The sequence below is a fragment of the Gordonia polyisoprenivorans NBRC 16320 = JCM 10675 genome (assembly GCF_000241325.1).
In the GTDB taxonomy this organism is placed as follows: Bacteria; Actinomycetota; Actinomycetes; order Mycobacteriales; family Mycobacteriaceae; genus Gordonia; species Gordonia polyisoprenivorans.
Genome location: NZ_BAEI01000039.1, coordinates 1 through 20,066, shown reverse-complemented (window position 1 = coordinate 20,066; position 20,066 = coordinate 1). Strand labels below are relative to the sequence as shown.

Below are 20,066 nucleotides of genomic sequence, written 5' to 3'. Positions count from 1 at the left end.
CCCCCCACTATCGTTGTCGGCGATGAGCCGTGACCGATCCACCCCGAAGCGACTGTCCCGGCGTGGCGTGCTCGGCGGCGGACTCGGCGCACTCGCCCTCGGGCTCGCGGCGTGCGCCGACGACACCGTGGCGCTGGAGAACAACCGCGCCGCACTCCCACCGGCGGACGATCTGTTGCCGTCGCCATCCTCGACGATCCCGTCGTCGCCGTCGGTCGGCGACGGTCCGGCCCTGGTCACCGGCAGCTTCACCTCGTCACACATGCTCGGCCGCGACACCGGTTGGGCGGTGGCACGTCCGGCGGGCGTGAGCGGAACGCTGCCGGTGGTCGTGGTGCTGCACGCGTTGCGCACCGGCGAGACGACGATCTTCACCCCGCCACTGGCGATGCACACCGCACTGCAGACCCACGTCGACGCCGGCAACGCACCGTTCGCCATCGCGGCGGTCGACGGGGCGCGCAACTACTGGCATCGCCGCGCCGACGGCACCGACGGCGCGGCCATGGTCATCGATGAGTTCATCCCGATGCTGTCCGCCCACCCGGATCTCGACGTGTCCACCGATCGCATCGGCCTCTACGGCTGGTCGATGGGCGGCTACGGGGCGCTGCGGATCGGTGCGAACCTGGGCGCCCCTCGGGTCGCGGCGATCGCTGTCAGCTCACCGGCACTGTGGGCCGATCCACGCACCTTCCCGCCGCGCGCCTTCGACGATTATGCCGATTACCAACAGAATTCACTGTTCGGCCAGCAGGACGCGTTCCGTCGGATCCCGCTGATGATCGCGGTCGGCTCCAGCGATCAGTTCTTCACCTACACGCGTCAGTGGGCGGCCGGATTGCATCCGCCCGCCGCGTTCACCAGCGGTCCCGGTGGCCACGACAACCGCTACTGGCGCGGCGTCCTACCCGAGCAGATCGAGTTCCTCGGCCGCAGCCTGCAGGCGTGACCCCTCAAAAACCATTGGCGGACAACAGCTACCGGAGGACGGGGTGACAGGGAGACGGGCTACAGGGAGATCCGGCCCTCCAGTGCGGCCAGGCCGATGTCGGTGCGATGATGCGAGCCGGGGAGTTTGACACCGGCGACCCGCTCGTAGGCCTGCGCGCGTGCCGCCGCGAGATCCTCGCCCACGCCGACGATTCCGAGGACTCGTCCACCCGCGGAGACGATGTTGCCCTCCGCGTCGCGTTTGGTACCCGCGTGCAGCACACCGGGTCCCTCGGCGCCGGTGATCACGTCACCGGTTCGCGGGCTCGCCGGATAGTTCTCGGCGGCGATCACCACCACCACGGCGGCACCGTCGGCCCATTCGAGCGGCGGCAGGTCGGCCAGAGTGCCGGTCGCTGTCGCGTTGAGCGCTTGTCCCAGAGGGGATTTCAGCAGGGCGAGCACGGCCTGGGTCTCCGGGTCACCGAAGCGGCAGTTGAATTCGACCACCGCAGGCCCCTGCTCGCCGATCGCGAGCCCCGCATACAGCAGCCCGCTGAACGGGCAACCCCGCCGCACCATCTCGGCGGCGACGGGCTCGACGACCTCGGTGACGATCCGCGCGGTGACCTCTTCGGGCAACCAGGGCAACGGCGTATAGGCGCCCATGCCACCGGTGTTGGGGCCGGCGTCGCCGTCGCCGACGCGCTTGTGGTCCTGGGCGGGGATCAGTGGTACCACGGTCTCCCCGTCGACCAGGCAGAACAGCGAAACCTCGGGGCCGTCCAGGAAGCTCTCCAGCAGCACCGGGTGACCGCTCTCCAGGCATTCGGCGGCGTGATCACGCGCCGCGGCCCGGTCGGTGGTCACCACGACGCCCTTGCCGGCGGCCAGTCCGTCGTCCTTGACCACCCAGGTCGGCCCGAAGCGATCGAGTGCGGCGTCGAGATTCGCCGGGTTGTCGACGACCTCGGCGTGGGCAGTGCGCACCCCGGCCGCAGCCATCACGTCCTTGGCGAACGCCTTGGACCCCTCGATCCGGGCGGCGTCGGCGCTGGGGCCGAACGTGGCAAAACCGGCCGCGCGCAAGGCGTCCGCGACGCCGAGCACCAGCGGCACCTCCGGGCCGATGACGACGAGGTCGGCGGCGACGGTCCGCGCCAGGGCGACCACCTCGTCGGCCGAGGCGACGTCGACGCCGTGGTTGGTGGCGATCGCCGCGGTGCCGGCATTGCCGGGCGCGACATGGAGTTCGGTGACCGACGGGTCGTCGGCGAGACCGAGGAGCAGGGCATGTTCGCGGCCGCCCGAGCCGATCACGAGTACGCGCACGTGCATGACTCTAATTCGTCGGGACCCGGCCGGTCCGCGCGGGATTCTCGGCCACCGGCCGTCACCGCTCGGTGAGATCGATCGGGCAGTCCGGATGCCGGGTGGGCGCGTCCTCGGGCACACCGAGGGTGTTGGCGCGTCGCGTCGTCCCGAAGATCTCGTCGACCACCACGATGAACAGCGGCGCACACGCCACCAGCACCACCGCCGCCGACAGGGACAACCCCGCGTCGGCGGCCCAGACCCCGCCGACCAGGAACGCGATGGTGCCCGCCCCGCACAGAAGGGTCACCGGATCGAACGGCAACAGGTAGTCGTACATGGCCAGCATGCTCAGGCAGTAGATGCCGAGCGGCACCGCAACGGTCGCGACGACCACCCCCGGGCCGATCGCGGCCTCGTGTTCGGTCCACAGCGCGGCGACCTCCAGACCCGCGCCGGTGGCCGCGGCCGCCATGAAGATGATGATGTGCCCGTAGCCCCAGGGGAAGCACTTGTCGGGGCGCGCGTGCAATCGGTCGCCGACGGGGATGACGAAGTAGATCCACCACATCGCGAAGGTGACGACGATCGCCGCGACCCCGAAGACCGCGGTCTGCACCGACCACCCCTGCGCTTCGACGGCCGCCTGCATCACCGCGACGGTGGCGACCACACCCTCGCCGAGGGTGATGATCGTCAGCAGCGAGTACCGCTCGGCGATGTGGTGCGGATGCCAGGGTGTGGGTTTGACGAAGTTCTCGGCGACGATCGGACCCAGGAGTTCGATGAACGCGCAGAAGGCGATCGCGATGATGGTGGGCCATAGGGCGAGGTCGACGATCGCGACGATCACCCAGGCCACCTGCGCGATGAAGACCGCCGCGGCGTAGGTGAAGCAGGTGCGGCGATACTCCGCGCTCTGCAGACCCGCACGGATCCACTGCGTGAGCAAACCGACGCGCATCACCACGTAGCCGATGACGACGACCCGGATGTCGACGTGTTCGTGATGTTCGATCGAGCTGAACACCGGCGCCACACCCAACGCCAGGATCGCGACACCGATCATCTGGATGAGCACGACACCGCGGAAGAACCAGTCGTCGGTGTCGAAGGCCTAGGCGAACCAACTGAAGTTGATCCACGCCCAGATCGCGGCGAAGGTACACAGCACGTAGCCGAACACCGCTGTCCGGTAATGGCCCTCGGCGAGGTAGTGCGCCATCTGGGTGCCCGCGACGGAGAACACCACCACGAAGACGAGGTCGTAGAACAGTTCCAGACTGGTCGCGGCCCGCCCCGGTTGGTGCGGATCGCGGCCGGTCATCCGTGCGAGCCGATGCCCGATCCGTGAAGTCACCAGGGCACCCTAACGGATCAGGTCGGTGACGTCAGGTCATACAAGGTGACATTGTCGATCGTCAACTTGGTGAAATGACTCTCCACCCACTCGGTGATCTGTGCCGACGGGCCATCCGACCGCCCACCCATCATCATGCCGCCACCGATGAAGTAGTGGATCTCCTTCTGCTCCACCAGCTTCTGGAACTGCGCGAGTGTCGGCGACGGGTCGGTGCCGTTGAAGCCGCCGATCGGCATCACCGAGTAGCCCGATTCGAGTTGATATCCCGACGCCGTGTTGGACCCGATGGCCGCCGCGACCCAGGTGAAGTCGTCGGCGTTGCTGCGCAGCGTCGCAACCATCTCGGCGCTGGGCGTCGAGCCCATCAGCAACCCGCCGGCCGGACCGCCCATGCCACCCATACCGCCGTAGGCGCCGGTGCGCCCGCCGAATCCGCCGGGCATCTGACCCATGCCGGGGAACCGTCCCATACCGCCGGGCATCTGACCCTGGCCCATTCCGGGCATCTGACCCATACCGCCGGGCATCTGCGGGCGCCGGTTGCCGCGTCCGGGACCGCCGAATCCACCGGGTCCGTCGCCCTCGACGCGCGGTCCCGCGCTGATGATCGAGCCCTGCTTGGCGGTGGTGATGGTGTCGATCGTGTACGCCAGCGGACCGGCCAGGCCCGCGACGAGCGCTAACACCAGGGCCAGCGACGAGAGGTAGACACGATGCGCGAGGAGCATCACCGCACCGCCGACCACTCCCACGAACAAGACGATCCAGCGCAGCCACGGCACGAAATCCGGTGAGCGCCCGAGCAACACGAACGCCCAGATCGCGCCGAACCACACCGCGACGGCGAGCAGGATGCGCACCCACAGCCGTTCGCGCACCCGCCAGGCCACGGCGGCGCCGCCGGCGAGAACCGCCGCCACCGCGGGTGCGAGCGCTGCGGTGTAGTAGCTGTGGAAGATGCCGGCCATGAAGCTGAAGACCGCCATCGTGATGACCAGCCACAGCCCCCACACCGAGAGGTAGGCGCGACGCGGGTCGGTGCGCGCGGCGCTGCGGTAGCGGCCGAGGATCACCAGCGCACCGACACCCAGGATCAGCGCGCTCGGGATGAGCCAGGCGATCTGGCCGCCCTGGGCGGGCTGGAACATCCGCCAGATCCCGGTTTCGCCCCACATGCCGCCGCGACCGCCGGGGCCACCGGGTCCGCCGAAGTCGCCGGGAAAGCCCATGCCGCCGAAGGCGCCGCGGTCGTATCCGCGTCCGCCGCCGGGCATGACGCTGCCGGTCTCGTCGCCGGAGAGCCTGCCGAAACCGTTGTAGCCCAACGTGAGTTCGAGGATCGAGTTGTTCTGCGAACCGCCGATCCAGGGCCGCGACGACGCCGGCCACAGCTCGACGGTGAGAATCCACCAGCCCGCGCTGACGACGAGTGCGGCCAGCGCAGCCACCAGATGCCCGACACGTTTGACCCACCCGTGGGGCCCGAATGCGAGGTAGGTCAGGGCCAGCGGCGGCACGATCAGCATGACCTGGAGTTGCTTGGTGAGGAAGCCGAATCCGACGAAGACACCGACCAGGATCATCCACCGCAGCCGACCATCCTCGACCGCCCGCAGACACGCCCAGACCGCGGCGATCATCAGCAGGATGAGCAGCGCCTCGGGATTGTTGAAGCGAAACATCATCGCCGCGACCGGCGTCAACGCCAGCACGCCGCCGGCGAGGATGCCCGCCCAGTGCCCGAGGTAGCGGCGGGTGATCCAGTACAGCAGCGCCACCGACGCCACACCCATCAACGCGTTGGGCACCAGGATCGCCCACGAATTGAGCCCGAAGATACGGACCGAGATCGCCGGAATCCACAGCGAGGCAGGAGGTTTGTCGACGGTGATGGAGTTCGCCATGTCCGACGAACCGAAGAACCACGCCTTCCACGATTGCGAGCCGGCCTGGATGGCCGCCGAGTAGAAGGAGTTGGCCCACCCGTTGAGCGACAGGTGCCAGAGGTCGATGATCGCGGTCACCACGATCAGTGCGGCCAGCGTCGACCATTTCCACACCGCCGGCGGATCGGCGGGTACCGAGACAGGGCTACGGCCCCGGGAGTTCTCATCCGGGGCCGCAACAGGGGAGGTGGTACTGGTCGGGGGCGAATTCTCGGGGATCGAGGATTTGTCGCGTTCGCTCATGGTCTCTTTCACCGGCCCGCTGCGCGGGGGAGTTGTGATGCGCGGATCTGTCGGTTGCTCGCCGGAGTCAGGGCTGCGCGGACCCGGCGGCCGGGCGACGCTGCAGATGCGAGCGGAACACCCACCGTAGTCCGACGAATCGGGTGGCGGTGGCCACCAGGTTGGCGATCACGAGCACCAGCAACTCGACGTGCTTGCCCGCGCCGGGGGCGAAGTGATCGAGACCGAACAGCGACAGCGCGGTCACCGCCCACCCGAACAGGAACACCCCGAAACCGAAGAACTGATGCTTGACCGCATCCTCGCGCCCCTGCACACCGAAGCTGAAACGCCGGTTGGCCGCGGTGTTGAGGACAGCGGTGACCGCCAGCGCCACGAAGTTGGACACCTGCGCACCCAGGAAGGAGTGCAACAGCAGGTAGAGGACGGCGTAGGCGATCGTGCAGATGACGCCGACGACGCAGAACCGCACGAGTTGGCCGACCATGCCGTGCGGCACACCCGCGATCGCCGGGCCGGGCGCACGTTCGCGGCCGACCGTGGTGCGCAGGTCGGCGATCGGCAGCTTGCCGGAGGTGAGCGCGTAACCGACCCGTGCGCAGCCCTTGAGGTCCTCGACGGCGGTGGAAACGATGTCGACGGTGCTGTTGGGGTCGTCGACCCAATCGACCGGTACCTCGGCGATCCGCAACCCGATGCGTTCGGCGATGACGAGAAGCTCTGTGTCGAAGAACCACCCGGTGTCCTCGATGTAGGGCAGCACCTGACGGCCGATGTCGGTGCGCATCGCCTTGAAACCGCACTGGGCGTCGGAGAACTTGGCGCGCATCGTGGTTCGCAGGATCAGGTTGTACGAGCGGGAGATGAACTCGCGCTTCGGCCCACGCACCACCCGCGAATCCTTCGACAACCGCGTGCCGATCGCGACGTCGGAGTGGCCCGAGATCAGCGGGGCGATCAGCGGCATCAGCGCGTTGAGATCGGTGGACAGATCGACGTCGCAGTAGGCGACGATCTGGGCGTCGCTGCGGGACCACACGGCCTTGAGCGCGCGGCCGCGTCCCTTCTCATCGAGATGGGCGACGCGGATGCCGTCGAGCTCGTCGGCGATGCCCGCGGCGATGGCGACCGTGGAGTCGGTGCTCGCGTTGTCGGCGACGGTGATTCGCGCCGAGAACGGCACGTTGGTACGGAGATGTTCGTGCAGTCGCTGCAGGCATCGGGCGATGTCGTTCTCCTCGTTGTACACGGGAACGACGATGTCGAGGACGGGGGCAGCGGCGGAGCTGTCGGCGACCACCATGATCGGGGCGGCGGCCTGCGGGATCGCTTCTGTCGTCATGCCCATAAGCTTCGCGGCCCCGGCTGACCCCACTCTGCGCTCGACCTGCCAGTTACCTGTGAGCTGACACCCCCTGCGCACCGCGCCCGCGATGCCGGATCTGCGCAGGTCAGGGCGTTGTCGGCGCAGGACGATAGATTGGGCGCATGTCGGGCACCCAGACGCTGAACTCACCGGATCTCGCGGCCGCGCAAGCGGTCATCACCAGCCTCGCCGGGCCGGGTGCCGCGCTGCGCGATGATCAGCTCGAGGCGATCGCGGGGCTGACCACGGTTGCGGCCGCGCGGGTGCTGGTCGTGCAGGCCACCGGATGGGGCAAGTCCGCGGTGTACTGGGCGGCGACGGCCATTCTGCGGCAGCGTCGGCACGGCGCGACGCTGATCGTGTCACCGCTGTTGTCGTTGATGCGCGATCAGGTGTCGGCGGCCGAGCGGGCCGGCCTGCGCGCAGCGACGCTGAACTCGTCGAATGTGTCCGAGTGGAACCAGATCGAGGCGTCATTGCGCGCCGACGATCTCGATGTGCTGTTGGTGTCGCCGGAGCGGCTGGCCAATCCGGGGTTCGGGCGTCGCGTGCTCGACGCGATGGCCGGGCGGCTCGGTCTGCTCGTCATCGACGAGGCACATGCGATCTCGGACTGGGGGCACGATTTCCGGCCGGACTATCGGCGCGTCGCCGATGTCCTGCGGACGCTCAACCCGGACACGCCGGTGCTGGCGACCACGGCCACCGCCAACGAGCGGGTCACCGCCGACGTCGCGGCACAGATGAGCGCAGGCGGCGGCGCCGGTACACAGACCCTGGTGCTGCGCGGTTCGCTGGCGCGAAAGTCGCTGCACCTGAACGTGATCGACGGCCTCTCCCCCATCCAGCGGTACGCGTGGGTGGCGCAGCATCTCCCGGAGTTGCCGGGGTCGGGGATCGTCTACGTCCTCACCGTCGCCGACGCCGACCGGCTTGTCGGCGCGATCCGAGCGGTCCATGGTGACGACCTCCCGGTCGCCGCCTACACCGGGCAGCTCGATGCCGATCGACGCCACCAGCTCGAGGATGCGTTGCTGCGCAACGACGTCAAGGCACTCGTGGCCACCTCGGCGCTGGGCATGGGTTACGACAAACCCGACCTCGGTTTCGTGGTGCACGTGGGATCGCCGCCCTCACCGGTCTCCTATTACCAGCAGGTCGGTCGCGCCGGGCGTGCGCTCGACGAAGCCGTGGTGATGCTGCTCGCCTCGGCCACCGACGACGCGATCTGGGAGCATTTCGCCACCGCGACCATCCCCGACCCCAAGCGCATGCAGGTGGTCCTCGACGCGCTCGGCGAGGCCGACGAGCCGCTGAGCGTCGTCGCACTCGAGGCGCAGACGGGTGTGCGGCGGGGCCGAATCGAGTTGATGCTCAAGCAACTCGCCGTCGACGGCGCCACTGAACGCGGCTCCGACGGCTGGTCGGCGACCGGCCGGCCGTGGTCCTTCGACGCCGCACACTACGACGGCGTGCTCGCGGTGCGCCGCCGCGAGGCCGACATCATGCGCGACTACATCTCCTCACGCCGCTGCCTGATGCAGTTGCTCACCGAGTCGCTCGACGACCCGGATGCCGGGGCGTGCGGCCGTTGTTCGGTATGTCGCGGTCATCTCACCGAGCCACTCGACGACGCCGTCGACCCGGCGGTGGTGCGCTCGGTGACGGTCTCGCTTCGGCGGGCCGCGCAGGTCCTCGAGCCCCGCAAGATGTGGCCTGGCGGTGAGGTCGGGCGCGGCCGGATTCCCGCCGCGCGTCTGGCCGAACCCGGTCGGGTACTCGCGCACGCCGACGCACCGGAGTGGTCGGAGTTGCTTGCCGCCGCACGCGATCACGATGCGCAGGCGCTCGCCGACCTCGGTGATGCGGCGGTGGCGACACTGTCGGCGTGGGGCCGCGAGTCCGGTATCCGGCCGGATCTCATCTGTTCGCTGCGTCTGACCGGCACCACCCTGGCCGCCGATCTCGCCGCGCATCTGTGCTCGGTCGGCAAACGTGACGGCGTAGCGATGCCCGTACAGATGGGCGACGGCCCACCCCGGGACGCTCCCGGTGCCGCCGAGGCCGCGTTCTGGCAGGCCCGGCTCGGCGAGCCGCCGGCCGGGGTGGCGGGCCGGGCGGTGCTGCTGGTCGTCGACGAGTCCCGGTCGGGTTGGCCGATCACATTGGCCGCGAGCGCTTTACGCGATGCGGGCGCGACCGCGGTGCTGCCCCTGCTGATCCATCGGACGGTGTGAGGGCGCGGCACCGCGCCTCGAGACCCTGCGCCGGCGGAGCCGATTGATCAGTATGACGGTTCCTCCGGAATCCGGGTGAAACGTCATACTGATCGACGCGGGGGTCGACTGATGGACGTCAGTCGTTCACGTACTCGCTGTAGCCCGTCGCGCGCAGCGCGTCCCGGATCTTCTCGGCATCGGCGTCGAGTTCGGCGGGGGTGATGTCCTTGCGGGCGTTGGTCAGGTCGAAGGTCTCCATGCTCAGCGCCGGGAAGACGTGGATGTGCACGTGCGGCACCTCGAGGCCGGCGATCAGCAGTCCCATCCGCGGGGCGTCGAACGCCTCCTTGACCGCGCGGCCGACCTTCTGCGCGACGTCGGTGAGGTGGGTGAAGGAGGCGGTGTCCATCTGCTCCCAGTGATCGACCTCTTTGCGGGGTACCACCAGCAGGTGTCCGGGGGTGACCGGCTCGATGGTCAGGAACGCCACGGCTTGTCCGTCCTGCCAGACGAACCGACCGGGTAGCTCTCCGTTGATGATCTTCGTGAAAACCGACGACATGCACCTCAGTCTAGGGTGCGGCCGGGCCGCGGGGGTCCGGGCGCAGCCAAGATGTTCACCGCCGTGTCGGCCAACCGCCGTGTTGGCGACACACTGTCGGGGGCCCGTGACATCCTTGCTGCTGTGAGTCGCGCCGAGTCCCCCACCGCATCGTCTCGACGTGTCGCCTCGACCGACATCGTCGCCGCCGCGCAGCGCTTTCCGCGGTTGCGGTACATGGGCTCCAAGTACCGTCTGCTGCCGCATCTCGAGCGCACCTTCGCCGAGATCGGCGGCAGCACCGCCGTTGACGCGTTCTCCGGGTCGGGCGTCGTGTCCTACCTGCTCAAGGCGCAGGGATTCACGGTGGCCACCAACGATTTCCTCAACTTCCCGCACGTCATCACCCGCGCCACCGTGGTCAACTCGTCGGTGCGGCTCGAGGCCGACCTCATCGAGGAGATCTGCGGTCCGCCCGCCGACGACCGGGATTTCATCTCCTCGACCTTCGACGGGCTGTACTTCGACGCGGCCGATCGCGCGTTCCTGGATTCGGCTTGGTCGCACATCGACCGGCTGCGGGGTTATCGGCGGGATCTGGCGATCTCGGCGCTGGTGTTGTCCGCGGCGCGCAAGCAACCGCGCGGGGTGTTCACCTTCACCGATTCCAGCCGATATGCCGACGGACGCCGTGATCTGCAGATGTCGCTGCGCGACCACTTCCGGCTGCGGGCCGCGGCCGACTACAACGCGACCGTGTTCAGCAATGGCTCACGGCATCACAGTTCGTGCGGCGACGTTTTCGATCTCGACGCCACCGGAGTACTCGGGGGTGCGCCGGACCTGGTGTACCTCGATCCGCCGTACGCCCCGCCGTCCGACGACAACGACTACATCAAGCGCTATCACTTCCTCGAAGGGCTGTCGGCCTACTGGCAGGGCATGACCATCATGGAGAACACCAAGACCAAGAAGCTACCCAAGCGGTACACCCCGTTCGCCTACAAACACTCCATCGACGACGCGTTGGTGCGGACCTTCGACCATTTCACCGACGCCGGCGCGATCGTGCTGTCGTACTCGTCGAACGCGCTACCCGGCCCCGATCGCATCGTCGATCTGCTCGGCAAGGTCAAGCCACATGTCGAGGTCATCGCGATCGACCACAAATACAGCTTCGGCACCCATGCCGCGGCGGCGCGGCGTGACGTCAGCGAGTTCTTGTTCATCGGTCGGGACTGAGCGGGACCACCGAGCCGATGGCCGACGCGCCCGACTTCGACGAGTACCTGAAGACGCTGGGACGCTTGACCTCTCACGTCGATCCGACGGCGTCGACACCCGAGGCCGAGCACATCGCGGCCGCCACCGCCGGACTCGGTGAGCTGATGGCCACCGACGTCGCCGGTCTCGCGGCGTGGGTACGGGAGAATCCCGGTGATGTCCCGGTGCTGGGTCTGGCCATCGGACTGTCGCAGGAGAAGCTGAAAAACGTTCTGCGCGACCGGTTCGACACCTCCGGGTGGCACGGTCTGGCGCGGCAGCGGCCCGTCGAGTTGATCACGTGGCTCGACGAGGAGTTCGACCTGGTGCGCATGCTCACCGCCCAGATGGACCGTACCTACACCTTCGCCGACATCCTCGTCGCCCGCGCCGGCACCCGACTGACCGCAACACGCGCGGGTGCGTCGGGCCGCCGCATCGAGGACCACATCGAGGACATCGCCCGCGATCTGGGCCTCGACTACGTGACCCGCTCCCGGTTCTCCGGCCGCAACGGACGCACCGCACCGGCCGATCTGATCGTCGGTGATCCGAACGCACCCGACATCGTGGTCGCGGCAAAGGGTTTCGATTCGACCGGCTCCAAACTCACCGACGCGGTCCGGGAGATCGAGGAGATGGCCGAGGTGCGGTTGCCGCGGCAGCTGGTCCTCGCGGTGATCGACGGGATCGGATGGAAATCCCGCCAGGCCGATCTGCGGCGCATCCACCAGCTGTGGGTGGACCGGCAGATCGACGGCATGTACACCCTGGTCACCCTCGACCGTTTCCGCGCCGACGTCACCGAGTTCGCGCGGTTGCGCCGGCTGATCTGAGCGCACCCGATCGGCTCGTCGGCGCGCATCTGGTCAGGGCGTCAACTCCTTGGTGTACAACACCTGTCCGTGGGAGTCGCAGAGGGCGACGGTGAGGACCTTGGTGTCCTTGGCGATGCGGACCTCCCCGAAGTGCTGAAAGCCTTCCGCCGGTGAGGTGTTGGCCTTCTGCGGGGCGTGGACGTACTCGTAGCGCGGGCCGAACGTGGCGTCGAGCGGGCTGACCGGGAACGCGCCGGCGTGCAGGGGTCCGCTGACGAACTCCCAGAACGGGGAGAAGTCGCGGAAGGTGGCGCGGTCGGGCTCGTAGGAGATGGCCGCGGTGTAGTGGACGTCGGCGGTGAGGAACACCTTGCCGGTGACGTTCTTGGTCTGCGAAAACACCTTCGAGAAGGCGATCTCCCGGCCACGGGGCGCGCCCGGATCCCCTTGTGCCACCGCCTCCATCGACTTCGGGCCGTGACGTGGATCGGACAGCGCATCGGGAACGACGATGCTGATCGGCAGGTCGTTGGCGATCACCTTCCAGGTCGCCCTCGACGATCGCAGCGAGTCGATGAGCCAGCGCGTCTGTTCGGCACCGAGGATGCCGCCGTCGTCGGTGGTCGACCAGTTGGCCGGATTCGGGTCCTTGTAGGTGCGCATGTCGAGCAGGAAGACGTCGAGCAGCGGACCGTGGGAGACCTTGCGGTACACCCGGTTTTCGGTGGCCTCGGAGACCGGCTGCCATTCGCGCCAGGCCTGTCGCGCGTTACGGGCCAGGGTGTTGACGTCGGTCTGGGTGTAACCGTCTCGTTTCTGGCCGGTCAGGTTTTCCCCCGGGTACCAGTTGTTGAGTACCTCGTGGTCATCCCACTGGATGAGCTGGCCGACGCTCGCGGCGAATCGCCGGTAGTTTCCGTCGGTCAGGTTGTAGGCGTAGTTGCCGCGGAAGTCGTCGACGGTTTGTGCCACATGCGCTTTGGCGGGTGTGGTGATGCTGCGGTAGAGCTGCCCGTTGTTCTGCTTCTGGGTGGGGTCGATGGTGTTGTCGGCGTAGATGGCGTCGCCGGAGTGGATGAAGAAGTCCGGTGCGCGGTCGGCCATCACCCCGAAGACGGGGAGGCCACCGATGTCGGGGTTGATTCCCCAGCCCTGCCCGACGACATCACCCGACCAGAGGAAGTGCACGTCGCCGGCGGTGACCGGGGCGGTACGGAACATGCCGGTGACGGGCTCGCCGACCGCACCGGTGGGGCCTTCGAGGTGAACCCGGTAGTGGACGGTCTGTCCCGGTGGGAGTCCGGCGACCCGCACCCGGCCGGTGCCGTCGGTCAGCGGGGTCAGCAGCGGGCCCGTGAAAGTCCGTGTGTTGCGGAAGGTTTCGGTGGCCGAGGTCTCCACGATCATTCGGGCCGGCGAGTCCGAGCGTGCCCATACCACCGCGCCGCTCGCGCTCTGATCGCCCGCGGCCACCCCGTGGGTCAGGCGTGGGCGCGAACGCAGCAGGCCCGGTGAGGCGGGTGCGGCGCTCGCGCGGCCGGCGATCACCGATCCGGTGGGCAGTACCAGCGCACCGATCGCCGCCGCACGTAGCAACTCACGACGGGTGGAGGTGCCGGCAGATCGTGTGGACGTGGACGGTTCAACAGATCCTGGGGGCATGGTGTGAGAATCGCCCATTCCGGCGACGGGACCGCGAACTCCGGGTGACGTGGGGGTGACGGTGCCGGTCAGTCCGCGAGTCGCGGCAGCCGCACCCAGAAGCAGGCGCCCTCGCCCGGCGTCGAGTCGACCCCGACGCGGCCACCTTGCGCGTCGACCAGCGCGGCCACGATCGACAAGCCCAGTCCGCTGCCACCGCCCTCGCCCCGCGATCGCGAACTGTCGCCGCGATAGAAGCGTTCGAAGACGTGTGAGCGCTCGTCGGGGGTGAGGCCCTGACCGGTGTCGGTGACGGTGACCAGCACGTCGCCGACTCCGTCGAGCACGCCGACGCCGACGGTGATCGTCGCCTCCGGCGGGGTGTGGACGACGGCGTTGTTGACGAGGTTGCGGATGACCTGCACCAGCCGCGCCGAGTCGCCGCGCACGACGGGCGGTTCGTCCGACGGCGATACCTGCAGCCGGATCTCCCGGTCGGGGGCGGCGGCACGCGAGGCCTGCACGGTGTCGGCTGCCAGCATCAACATGTCGACGGGCTCGGAATTGAGGGGTCGGTGGGCGTCGAGCCGCGCGAGCATCAGCAGATCCTCGACGAGGAGCTTCATGCGGCCGGCCTCGTCGTCGATCCGGCGCATCGCATCGCCCGGGTCGGCGACCGCGCCCTGCCGATACAGCTCGGCAAACCCCTTGATCGAGGTCAGCGGGGTGCGGAGTTCGTGGCTGGCGTCGGCGACAAAGCGCCGCATCTTCTCCTCGGAGTGCCGCGCCTGCTGTTCGGAGGCGGCCGTCGTGGCGAAGGCGTGCTGGATCTGGCCGAGCATCGTGTTGAGCGAGGCGGAGAGGCTACCGACCTCGGTGTTGGGCGGGCCCGGGGCCACCCGCATGTTGAGGTTGCCCGCGGCGATCGCGTGGGCGGTCTCCTCGACCCGGCGCAGTGGCCGCAGGCTCGACCGGACCACCAGATAGCTGAGCACGCCGAGGACCACGACCACGGCCGCGCCGATGCCGAACTGCAGCCACATCAGTCGTGACAGGGTCTTGTTCACATCGGAGAGCGGCACGGCCACCACGGAAACCCCGTCGGGGCCAATGTGTTTGATGACACGCCACTGCGGGCCGTCACCGTCTTGCGACCCGACCGTCGTCGGCGAGACGTTGCCATCGGGCAGTCCGCTGAGGTCGGGGGTGTGGGTGAAATCGTTGGCGTTGGAGATGACCTGCCCGGAGTTGAGGGTGGTCATCACGAAGAACGACGATGGTGGCCGGCGCGGTCCGATGGGCGGGCCCTGCGTCTGATCCATGTCCGGGTTGCGGGGTTTGGCCCAGGTCCCCACCGCCGACACCAGACCCTGATCGGTGCGCGAGAGCAGGTCCGAGCGCATCGCCGAGGTCACCGCGATTCCTGACACCAGCAACCCGAACGCCACCAGCACCATGGTGAGCGCGACCAGCGAAATACGCAGCGGAACACCACGTGTGCGGATCTTTGCCGCCTTCGTCGCGGGTGGGGCTGCCGGGGCACCTGCCGGTGGGTCGGCCGGCGGCGCTGCCGATCGGGTGCGAACGCTCATGGGGATACCGTGCCGCAATCGGTCCGATCCGTGTCATGTGGGTTCGGGCCATGTGGGTTCAGGCTCACCGCGGCTCCCGCATGACGTATCCGACGCCACGCAAGGTGTGGATCAGCGGCGTGACACCGTAATCGAGTTTGCGGCGCAGGTAGGAGACATAGGACTCGACGACGTTGACCTCGCCCCCGAAGTCGTAGTTCCAGACGTGGTCGAGGATGCGTGGCTTGGACAGCACGGTGCCCGCGTTGACCATGAAGTAGCGCAGGAGGGTGAACTCGGTCGGCGACAACGAGATCAGCTTGCCGGCCTTCCACACCTCGTGGGTCTCGTCGTCGAGTTCGAGGTCGGCGAAGGTGACCCGCGAGACCTCTTTGGCTCGCTCGTCGAAACCGCTGCGCCGCAACAGGACCTGCAACCGCGCCACCACCTCTTCGAGGCTGAACGGTTTGGTGACGTAATCGTCGCCGCCGACGGTGAGTCCGTTGACCTTGTCCTCGACCGAATCCTTGGCCGATAGGAACAGCGCGGGCGCCGAGATCCCGTCGGCGCGGAGGCGCCGCAGCAGACCGAAACCGTCCATCCCCGGCATCATCACGTCGAGGATGAGGACGTCGGGTTTGAAGTTGCGGCATCGGTCGATGGCCTCGGGGCCGCCCGCGGCGGTCTCCACCTCGTAGCCCTGGAACTTCAATGACACTGATAGCAATTCACGAATGTTCGCCTCGTCGTCGACGACGAGGACCTTCGCTCCCTGACCCGTTTCGCTCACGTGTATCACCTTCCGCCCTCAGTCTGCCATGCGGCTGACATCCGGCTGGGAGCTTTCTGTAAGGCCTGACCAGCGGCGATGGGCAGACTGCGGGCGGCCGCTCAGGTCCGGGAGAGCGCGGCGTCGAGACTGGCCAGAGACTGCTCGAGAAAGCCGCGGCCGAAGGGCGGCATGCCGCCGACCTGCTCGCGGAAGGCCGACGGCGTGTTCGTCCAGTCATAGGTGAGCCGCACCACGGTGCCGTCCTCGTCGGGTGTGAGCTCGTAACGCCACCACCAGCCGCCGGATTCGTGGTCGCCGGAGTCGTTGAGCTGCCCGGGCAGCCACGCGATGACCCGGTCGGGTTCGTATGCGGTGACCAGGTTGTGGATCACGTAGTGCCCGCCGGCCTGTTCGAGAAACATGTTGACCGCGAAGATCTGTCCGGGCCGGGTGATCGGCGCGGTGTCGATGGCGTCGCGCACCCAGTCCGTCGGTTCGGTCTCCTGGTGTCGGACCGGGTCGCAGAGCAGGGCGAAGACCGCCTGCGGAGGGGCGTCGACGTGACGCGTGACGGTCATCGACTCGGTGTCGGGCTGATCGGGGGTGTCGGGCTGGGTGCGGTTGGCGCTCATCGCGGGCCCTCTCCATAGCTGTCGGCGATCTGCTCGCTGCCCGCCCATCCGGAGTAGGTGGGGCGTTGCGGCCAGCCGTCCGGGGAGTCCTGCCACACCTCCTGTCGTCCCCAAGGGAGCAGGTCGATCAATGCGAAGGTGTGGCTCAGCTGCTCGGTGCCCCGGCCGTTGGTGTGCCAGGTGCGGTAGACACGGTCCCCGTCGCGTATGAACACGTTGACCGCGAACCCGCCTCCGGGTGCGGCGTCCATCTCGGCACCGAAGTCGGTGCCCGCGGCGGAGAACCACTCCATCTGGTTGCCGACTCGCCGCTTGTAGGCCAACGCCTCGTCGATCGGACCGTTGGTGACGATCACGAACCGCGCGTCATAGTTCTGGAGGAACTCCAGTCGGGTGAATTGCGAGGTGAATCCGGTGCATCCGGGGCATTGGAACTCGGCGCCGTCGTTCCACATGTGGTGGTAGGTGATCAATTGTGACCTGCCGGCGAAGATCTCCGACAGTGATGTCGGGCCGTCGGCGCCGGTGAGCGTGTGGTCGGCGACCTCGACCATCGGCAGTTGGCGACGTTGCGCGGCGATGGCGTCGAGCTCACGGGTAGCAGCTTTCTCGCGACGGCGCAGGTCGGCGAGTGCGGCCCGCCACGTCGCCTCATCGGCAACGGGCGGTAGACCTCGGTCGGCTTCCGGGTGGGTCGGTGCGGTCATCGGAACCTCCTGGGTGTGGGTGTGCGCGGTGTGGGTGCGCGGACCTCCAGAGACTGACCGGCGACGGCACCGGAATTCATCGCGCCCGCAGTTCGCGCAGGTAGGGCGGTGGGTAGCCGGGCCGGAAGGGCACCTCACCGAGCCACTCCGACAGGGCATCGGCGCGGGCGGCGACGGCTCGACGTGCAGCCGCGGGCAACTTCTCGAAGAGGTGGACCTCTACCCGTGTGCCGGCCTCTCGATGCCAGCCGCCGACGATCCGCCCGTCCCACCACACCGTCTGGCCGCCGTTGCCGTTGCGATCGAAGATGGCATCGACGTGTGGGCCGAGGTAGAAGTCGCGCACCTTGTGACCCATGGTCGTCGGGTCGAGTTCGGGCAACAGGAGGGCTTCGGGCGGCAGCGGATCGTCGTCGGGGCCGCCGGGCAGATCGTCGGCGAGGACATACCCGACGGAACCGTCGTCGAGATCGACCTCGACAACGTCGAGCGACGCCAGCGCTTGTCGCACATCGCGTTTGGTCGATCCCAGCCACCAGACGAGATCGGTCTCGGTACCCGGACCGAATCGCGCGAGCCATCGCCGGATGAGTGCAATGTGTGCGGTGGCGGGATCGGGGACGTCGAGCGGTCTGCCGAGCCAGCGGTCCATCGCCGACCACGACGGCCTCGACACGTGCCAGCCCCCGTTGTTGGGACCGCGTACGACTTCTCCTGCAGCACTGCACATGTTGAGAACTCGCGGGAGCAACGGACTCGAACCGCCGTATGATTTGCCCGGGCTCACGACGACCTGCCGATCGAACTCCGGCACGCGAGCACGCAGTTCCGCCGACGTCATCGTGGTGCCGTCGGCGAACGCGGCGAGCACCGCGGCACGTGCGTCATCGATCCACCCTTCGGGATCGGCGATGTCCTCGGCGCGGCGAAGATCACGCAGCATGTTGGTTCGCTCGGAGGCCGCGACCCGCGCACCGATCGCCCCGACCGCGTCGGGAAGGATGCCGTCGGGGAACACGAAAAGTGTTCGGCGCATGGCCAGTTGCTTGATCAGCGTTCGGTCACCGTAGAGGGCCGCGCTCATGCTGTCGGTATTGAAACCGTCGATCCGCGCCCACGCCGAGAGATACACCGTCGACGGCGTCGTCGCGTGCAATCCGACGACGGCCGCGGCAGCGTCGACCACCGACGCGGCGTGGTGACCTTCTGCGAGACAGTGTCTGCGCAGCAACCGGTTTCGGCGCTGGGCATCGGTGATCCGTGGTCGCGCACCACTCATGGTCGCTCCCCCGCTCACGACTGCGGCGGCGCGGCCACCGCGTCGACCTCGACGACCTGCCCGTCGTACGGCAAGACCGACACACCCATCATCATCGTCGGCGGGACTACATCGAACTCGGCACTCACCGCTTCCCATGCGACGTACAGATCCGCCTGAAGAGGTTCTGCCACATAAACTGTCAGCTTGGCCACGTCGCCGAACGTCGCCCCCTGCTCGCCCAGCACCGCCGCCAGGTTCCCCAGACACGCGCGCACCTGCGCGACGACATCGCCGGGCTCGATCACCGCACCGTTCTCATCCAGCGGGCTGATCCCGGCCGTGAAGAGCAGCGGGCCCGGCGACACCGTCGAACTATACGGAAATCCACCGTCGTGCAGGGTCGTAGATCCATTGAGGTGCACTCTCGACATGCGCCGATCCTACCGTCGCGGAATCCGGCGTCTCGCATGTTCGCCGTACCCATGCCGCCCGCCCGATGGTCGAGCACTTCCATCACCCGACGCTCGCCCCTTCCCCCGGTGGTCGAGCACTTCCATCACCCGACGCTTGGCCCTCCTCCCCCGATGGTCGAGGTGCGAGCCGCGTGCGGCGAGCCTCGAGACCGCCTGCAGCGGAGCTGGTTCCGGCTAACCGAGTGGTGCGGATACTCATCGGCGAGAGGGGTCTCGAGGCTCGTCGCTATCGCTCCTCGGCACCTCGACCATCGGAGTAGAACGACGGCGTATTTTCTGACCGACGCTCGCTCCATCCCCCCGATGGTGGAGCGCTTCCACCTCCCGACGCTTGCCCTCCTCCCCCGATGGTCGAGGTGCGAGCCGCGTGCGGCGAGCCTCGAGACCGACTGCGCCGGCGCTGGTTCCGGCTAACCGAGTGGTGCGAATACTCATCGGCGAGAGGGGTCTCGAGGCTCGTCGCTGGCGCTCCTCGGCACCTCGACCATCGGAACGGATGACGGCCGTTTCCTGACCGACGGCGCATTTCCTGACCGATGGTCGACCCTTCCCCCGGTGGTCGAGGTGCGAGCCGCGTGCGGCGAGCCTCGAGACCATGGTGAGATGACAAGTATCGCAACCACATCCACTACCCGCTCGACGCGCCGGAGAATAGTTGTCCACAAATTCTGTCGAGCTGACGTTAGCCGGACCGGTTTTGTCGGTACCACTTCGTACACTTGTGCCCATAAGGTTCGATCGCTGCGGAGGGGAGGTTGTTCGGATGTCGAGTGTGTTGACGTTCACCGATCCGGATGCCGACGCTGCCGCGATCACGTCGATGTCGCGCGATGAGCTCATCGAGATCGGCCCGGATCTGCTGCGCGAGTCCCGCAAGTACGAGGCCCGGACGGTCCTGGCTGCCGCGGCGCTGGCGGAGCGGGTGTTTCGTGAGCATCTCGCTGGTCGGTCCGAGACCGGCGTGTGGGGTTCGGTCATCGAGCATGCCGAGAGACTCGGCCGG

15 protein-coding genes and 2 pseudogenes are annotated in these 20,066 nt (G+C 68.0%); 5 read left to right on the top strand and 12 right to left on the bottom strand.

Annotation, left to right across the window (positions count from 1 at the left end; all coding sequences use genetic code 11):
• Positions 1-22: 22 nt before the first annotated feature.
• Entirely contained in the window at positions 23-952 is a 930-nt protein-coding gene (locus tag GOPIP_RS10870; RefSeq protein WP_006369691.1) for an alpha/beta hydrolase, read from the top strand.
• A gap of 59 nt (positions 953-1,011) precedes the next feature.
• Here the strand turns inward: GOPIP_RS10870 and purD are convergent, their stop codons facing one another.
• The 4 genes and pseudogenes from purD to GOPIP_RS10850 form a co-directional block, all read right to left on the bottom strand.
• On the bottom strand, positions 1,012-2,265 hold the full coding sequence (gene purD, locus GOPIP_RS10865; protein ID WP_211602017.1) for a phosphoribosylamine--glycine ligase: 1,254 nt from the start codon (positions 2,263-2,265) through the stop codon (positions 1,012-1,014).
• Positions 2,266-2,326: 61 nt separating this feature from the next.
• Positions 2,327-3,574 (bottom strand): annotated as a pseudogene (locus GOPIP_RS10860) (low temperature requirement protein A).
• A 50-nt stretch (positions 3,575-3,624) separates the two neighbouring features.
• Positions 3,625-5,799, bottom strand: coding sequence for an ArnT family glycosyltransferase (locus GOPIP_RS10855; RefSeq protein ID WP_006369687.1), 2,175 nt, complete (start codon positions 5,797-5,799; stop codon positions 3,625-3,627).
• A 67-nt stretch (positions 5,800-5,866) separates the two neighbouring features.
• Positions 5,867-7,141: a bifunctional glycosyltransferase family 2/GtrA family protein gene (locus tag GOPIP_RS10850; RefSeq protein ID WP_170320194.1), complete on the bottom strand. Its 1,275-nt coding sequence runs from the start codon at positions 7,139-7,141 to the stop codon at positions 5,867-5,869.
• Positions 7,142-7,287: 146 nt separating this feature from the next.
• Here GOPIP_RS10850 and GOPIP_RS10845 point away from each other — a divergent pair, with 146 nt between their 5' ends.
• The gene (locus tag GOPIP_RS10845) at positions 7,288-9,402 is read left to right on the top strand and encodes a RecQ family ATP-dependent DNA helicase (protein WP_006369685.1); all 2,115 of its coding nucleotides are present in this window, start codon (positions 7,288-7,290) and stop codon (positions 9,400-9,402) included.
• Between the two features lie 118 nt (positions 9,403-9,520).
• Here the strand turns inward: GOPIP_RS10845 and GOPIP_RS10840 are convergent, their stop codons facing one another.
• A complete protein-coding gene (locus tag GOPIP_RS10840; protein WP_006369684.1) occupies positions 9,521-9,946 on the bottom strand; it encodes an HIT family protein in 426 nt (141 codons plus the stop codon).
• 51 nt (positions 9,947-9,997) lie between these two features.
• Between GOPIP_RS10840 and GOPIP_RS10835 the strand changes: the two genes are divergently transcribed.
• Entirely contained in the window at positions 9,998-11,167 is a 1,170-nt protein-coding gene (locus GOPIP_RS10835) for a DNA adenine methylase (protein WP_006369683.1), read from the top strand.
• A gap of 17 nt (positions 11,168-11,184) precedes the next feature.
• A complete protein-coding gene (locus GOPIP_RS10830) occupies positions 11,185-12,024 on the top strand; it encodes a hypothetical protein (protein ID WP_006369682.1) in 840 nt (279 codons plus the stop codon).
• A 33-nt stretch (positions 12,025-12,057) separates the two neighbouring features.
• Here the strand turns inward: GOPIP_RS10830 and GOPIP_RS10825 are convergent, their stop codons facing one another.
• The 7 genes from GOPIP_RS10825 to GOPIP_RS10795 form a co-directional block, all read right to left on the bottom strand.
• Entirely contained in the window at positions 12,058-13,668 is a 1,611-nt protein-coding gene (locus GOPIP_RS10825; protein WP_244421135.1) for an alkaline phosphatase D family protein, read from the bottom strand.
• Positions 13,669-13,736: 68 nt separating this feature from the next.
• Positions 13,737-15,239 carry a HAMP domain-containing sensor histidine kinase gene (locus GOPIP_RS10820; protein WP_035727738.1) on the bottom strand — a complete coding sequence of 501 codons (1,503 nt, stop codon included), beginning with the start codon at positions 15,237-15,239 and terminating at the stop codon, positions 13,737-13,739.
• Positions 15,240-15,303: 64 nt separating this feature from the next.
• Positions 15,304-16,008: a response regulator transcription factor gene (locus tag GOPIP_RS10815; RefSeq protein WP_006369679.1), complete on the bottom strand. Its 705-nt coding sequence runs from the start codon at positions 16,006-16,008 to the stop codon at positions 15,304-15,306.
• A gap of 101 nt (positions 16,009-16,109) precedes the next feature.
• Complete coding sequence (locus GOPIP_RS10810; RefSeq protein WP_006369678.1) at positions 16,110-16,622, bottom strand: SRPBCC family protein; 513 nt, start codon at positions 16,620-16,622, stop codon at positions 16,110-16,112.
• On the bottom strand, positions 16,619-17,329 hold the full coding sequence (locus GOPIP_RS10805; protein WP_006369677.1) for a DUF899 domain-containing protein: 711 nt from the start codon (positions 17,327-17,329) through the stop codon (positions 16,619-16,621). Before GOPIP_RS10805 ends, GOPIP_RS10810 begins: the two co-directional genes overlap by 4 nt.
• Positions 17,330-17,405: 76 nt before the next feature.
• The gene (locus tag GOPIP_RS10800) at positions 17,406-18,608 is read right to left on the bottom strand and encodes a winged helix DNA-binding domain-containing protein (RefSeq protein ID WP_006369676.1); all 1,203 of its coding nucleotides are present in this window, start codon (positions 18,606-18,608) and stop codon (positions 17,406-17,408) included.
• A 14-nt stretch (positions 18,609-18,622) separates the two neighbouring features.
• Positions 18,623-19,021 carry a RidA family protein gene (locus GOPIP_RS10795; protein ID WP_020170045.1) on the bottom strand — a complete coding sequence of 133 codons (399 nt, stop codon included), beginning with the start codon at positions 19,019-19,021 and terminating at the stop codon, positions 18,623-18,625.
• Between the two features lie 805 nt (positions 19,022-19,826).
• On the opposite strand from GOPIP_RS10795, the pseudogene GOPIP_RS10785 reads away from it, so the two are divergent.
• A pseudogene (locus GOPIP_RS10785) lies at positions 19,827-20,066 on the top strand (HNH endonuclease); the annotation flags it as partial.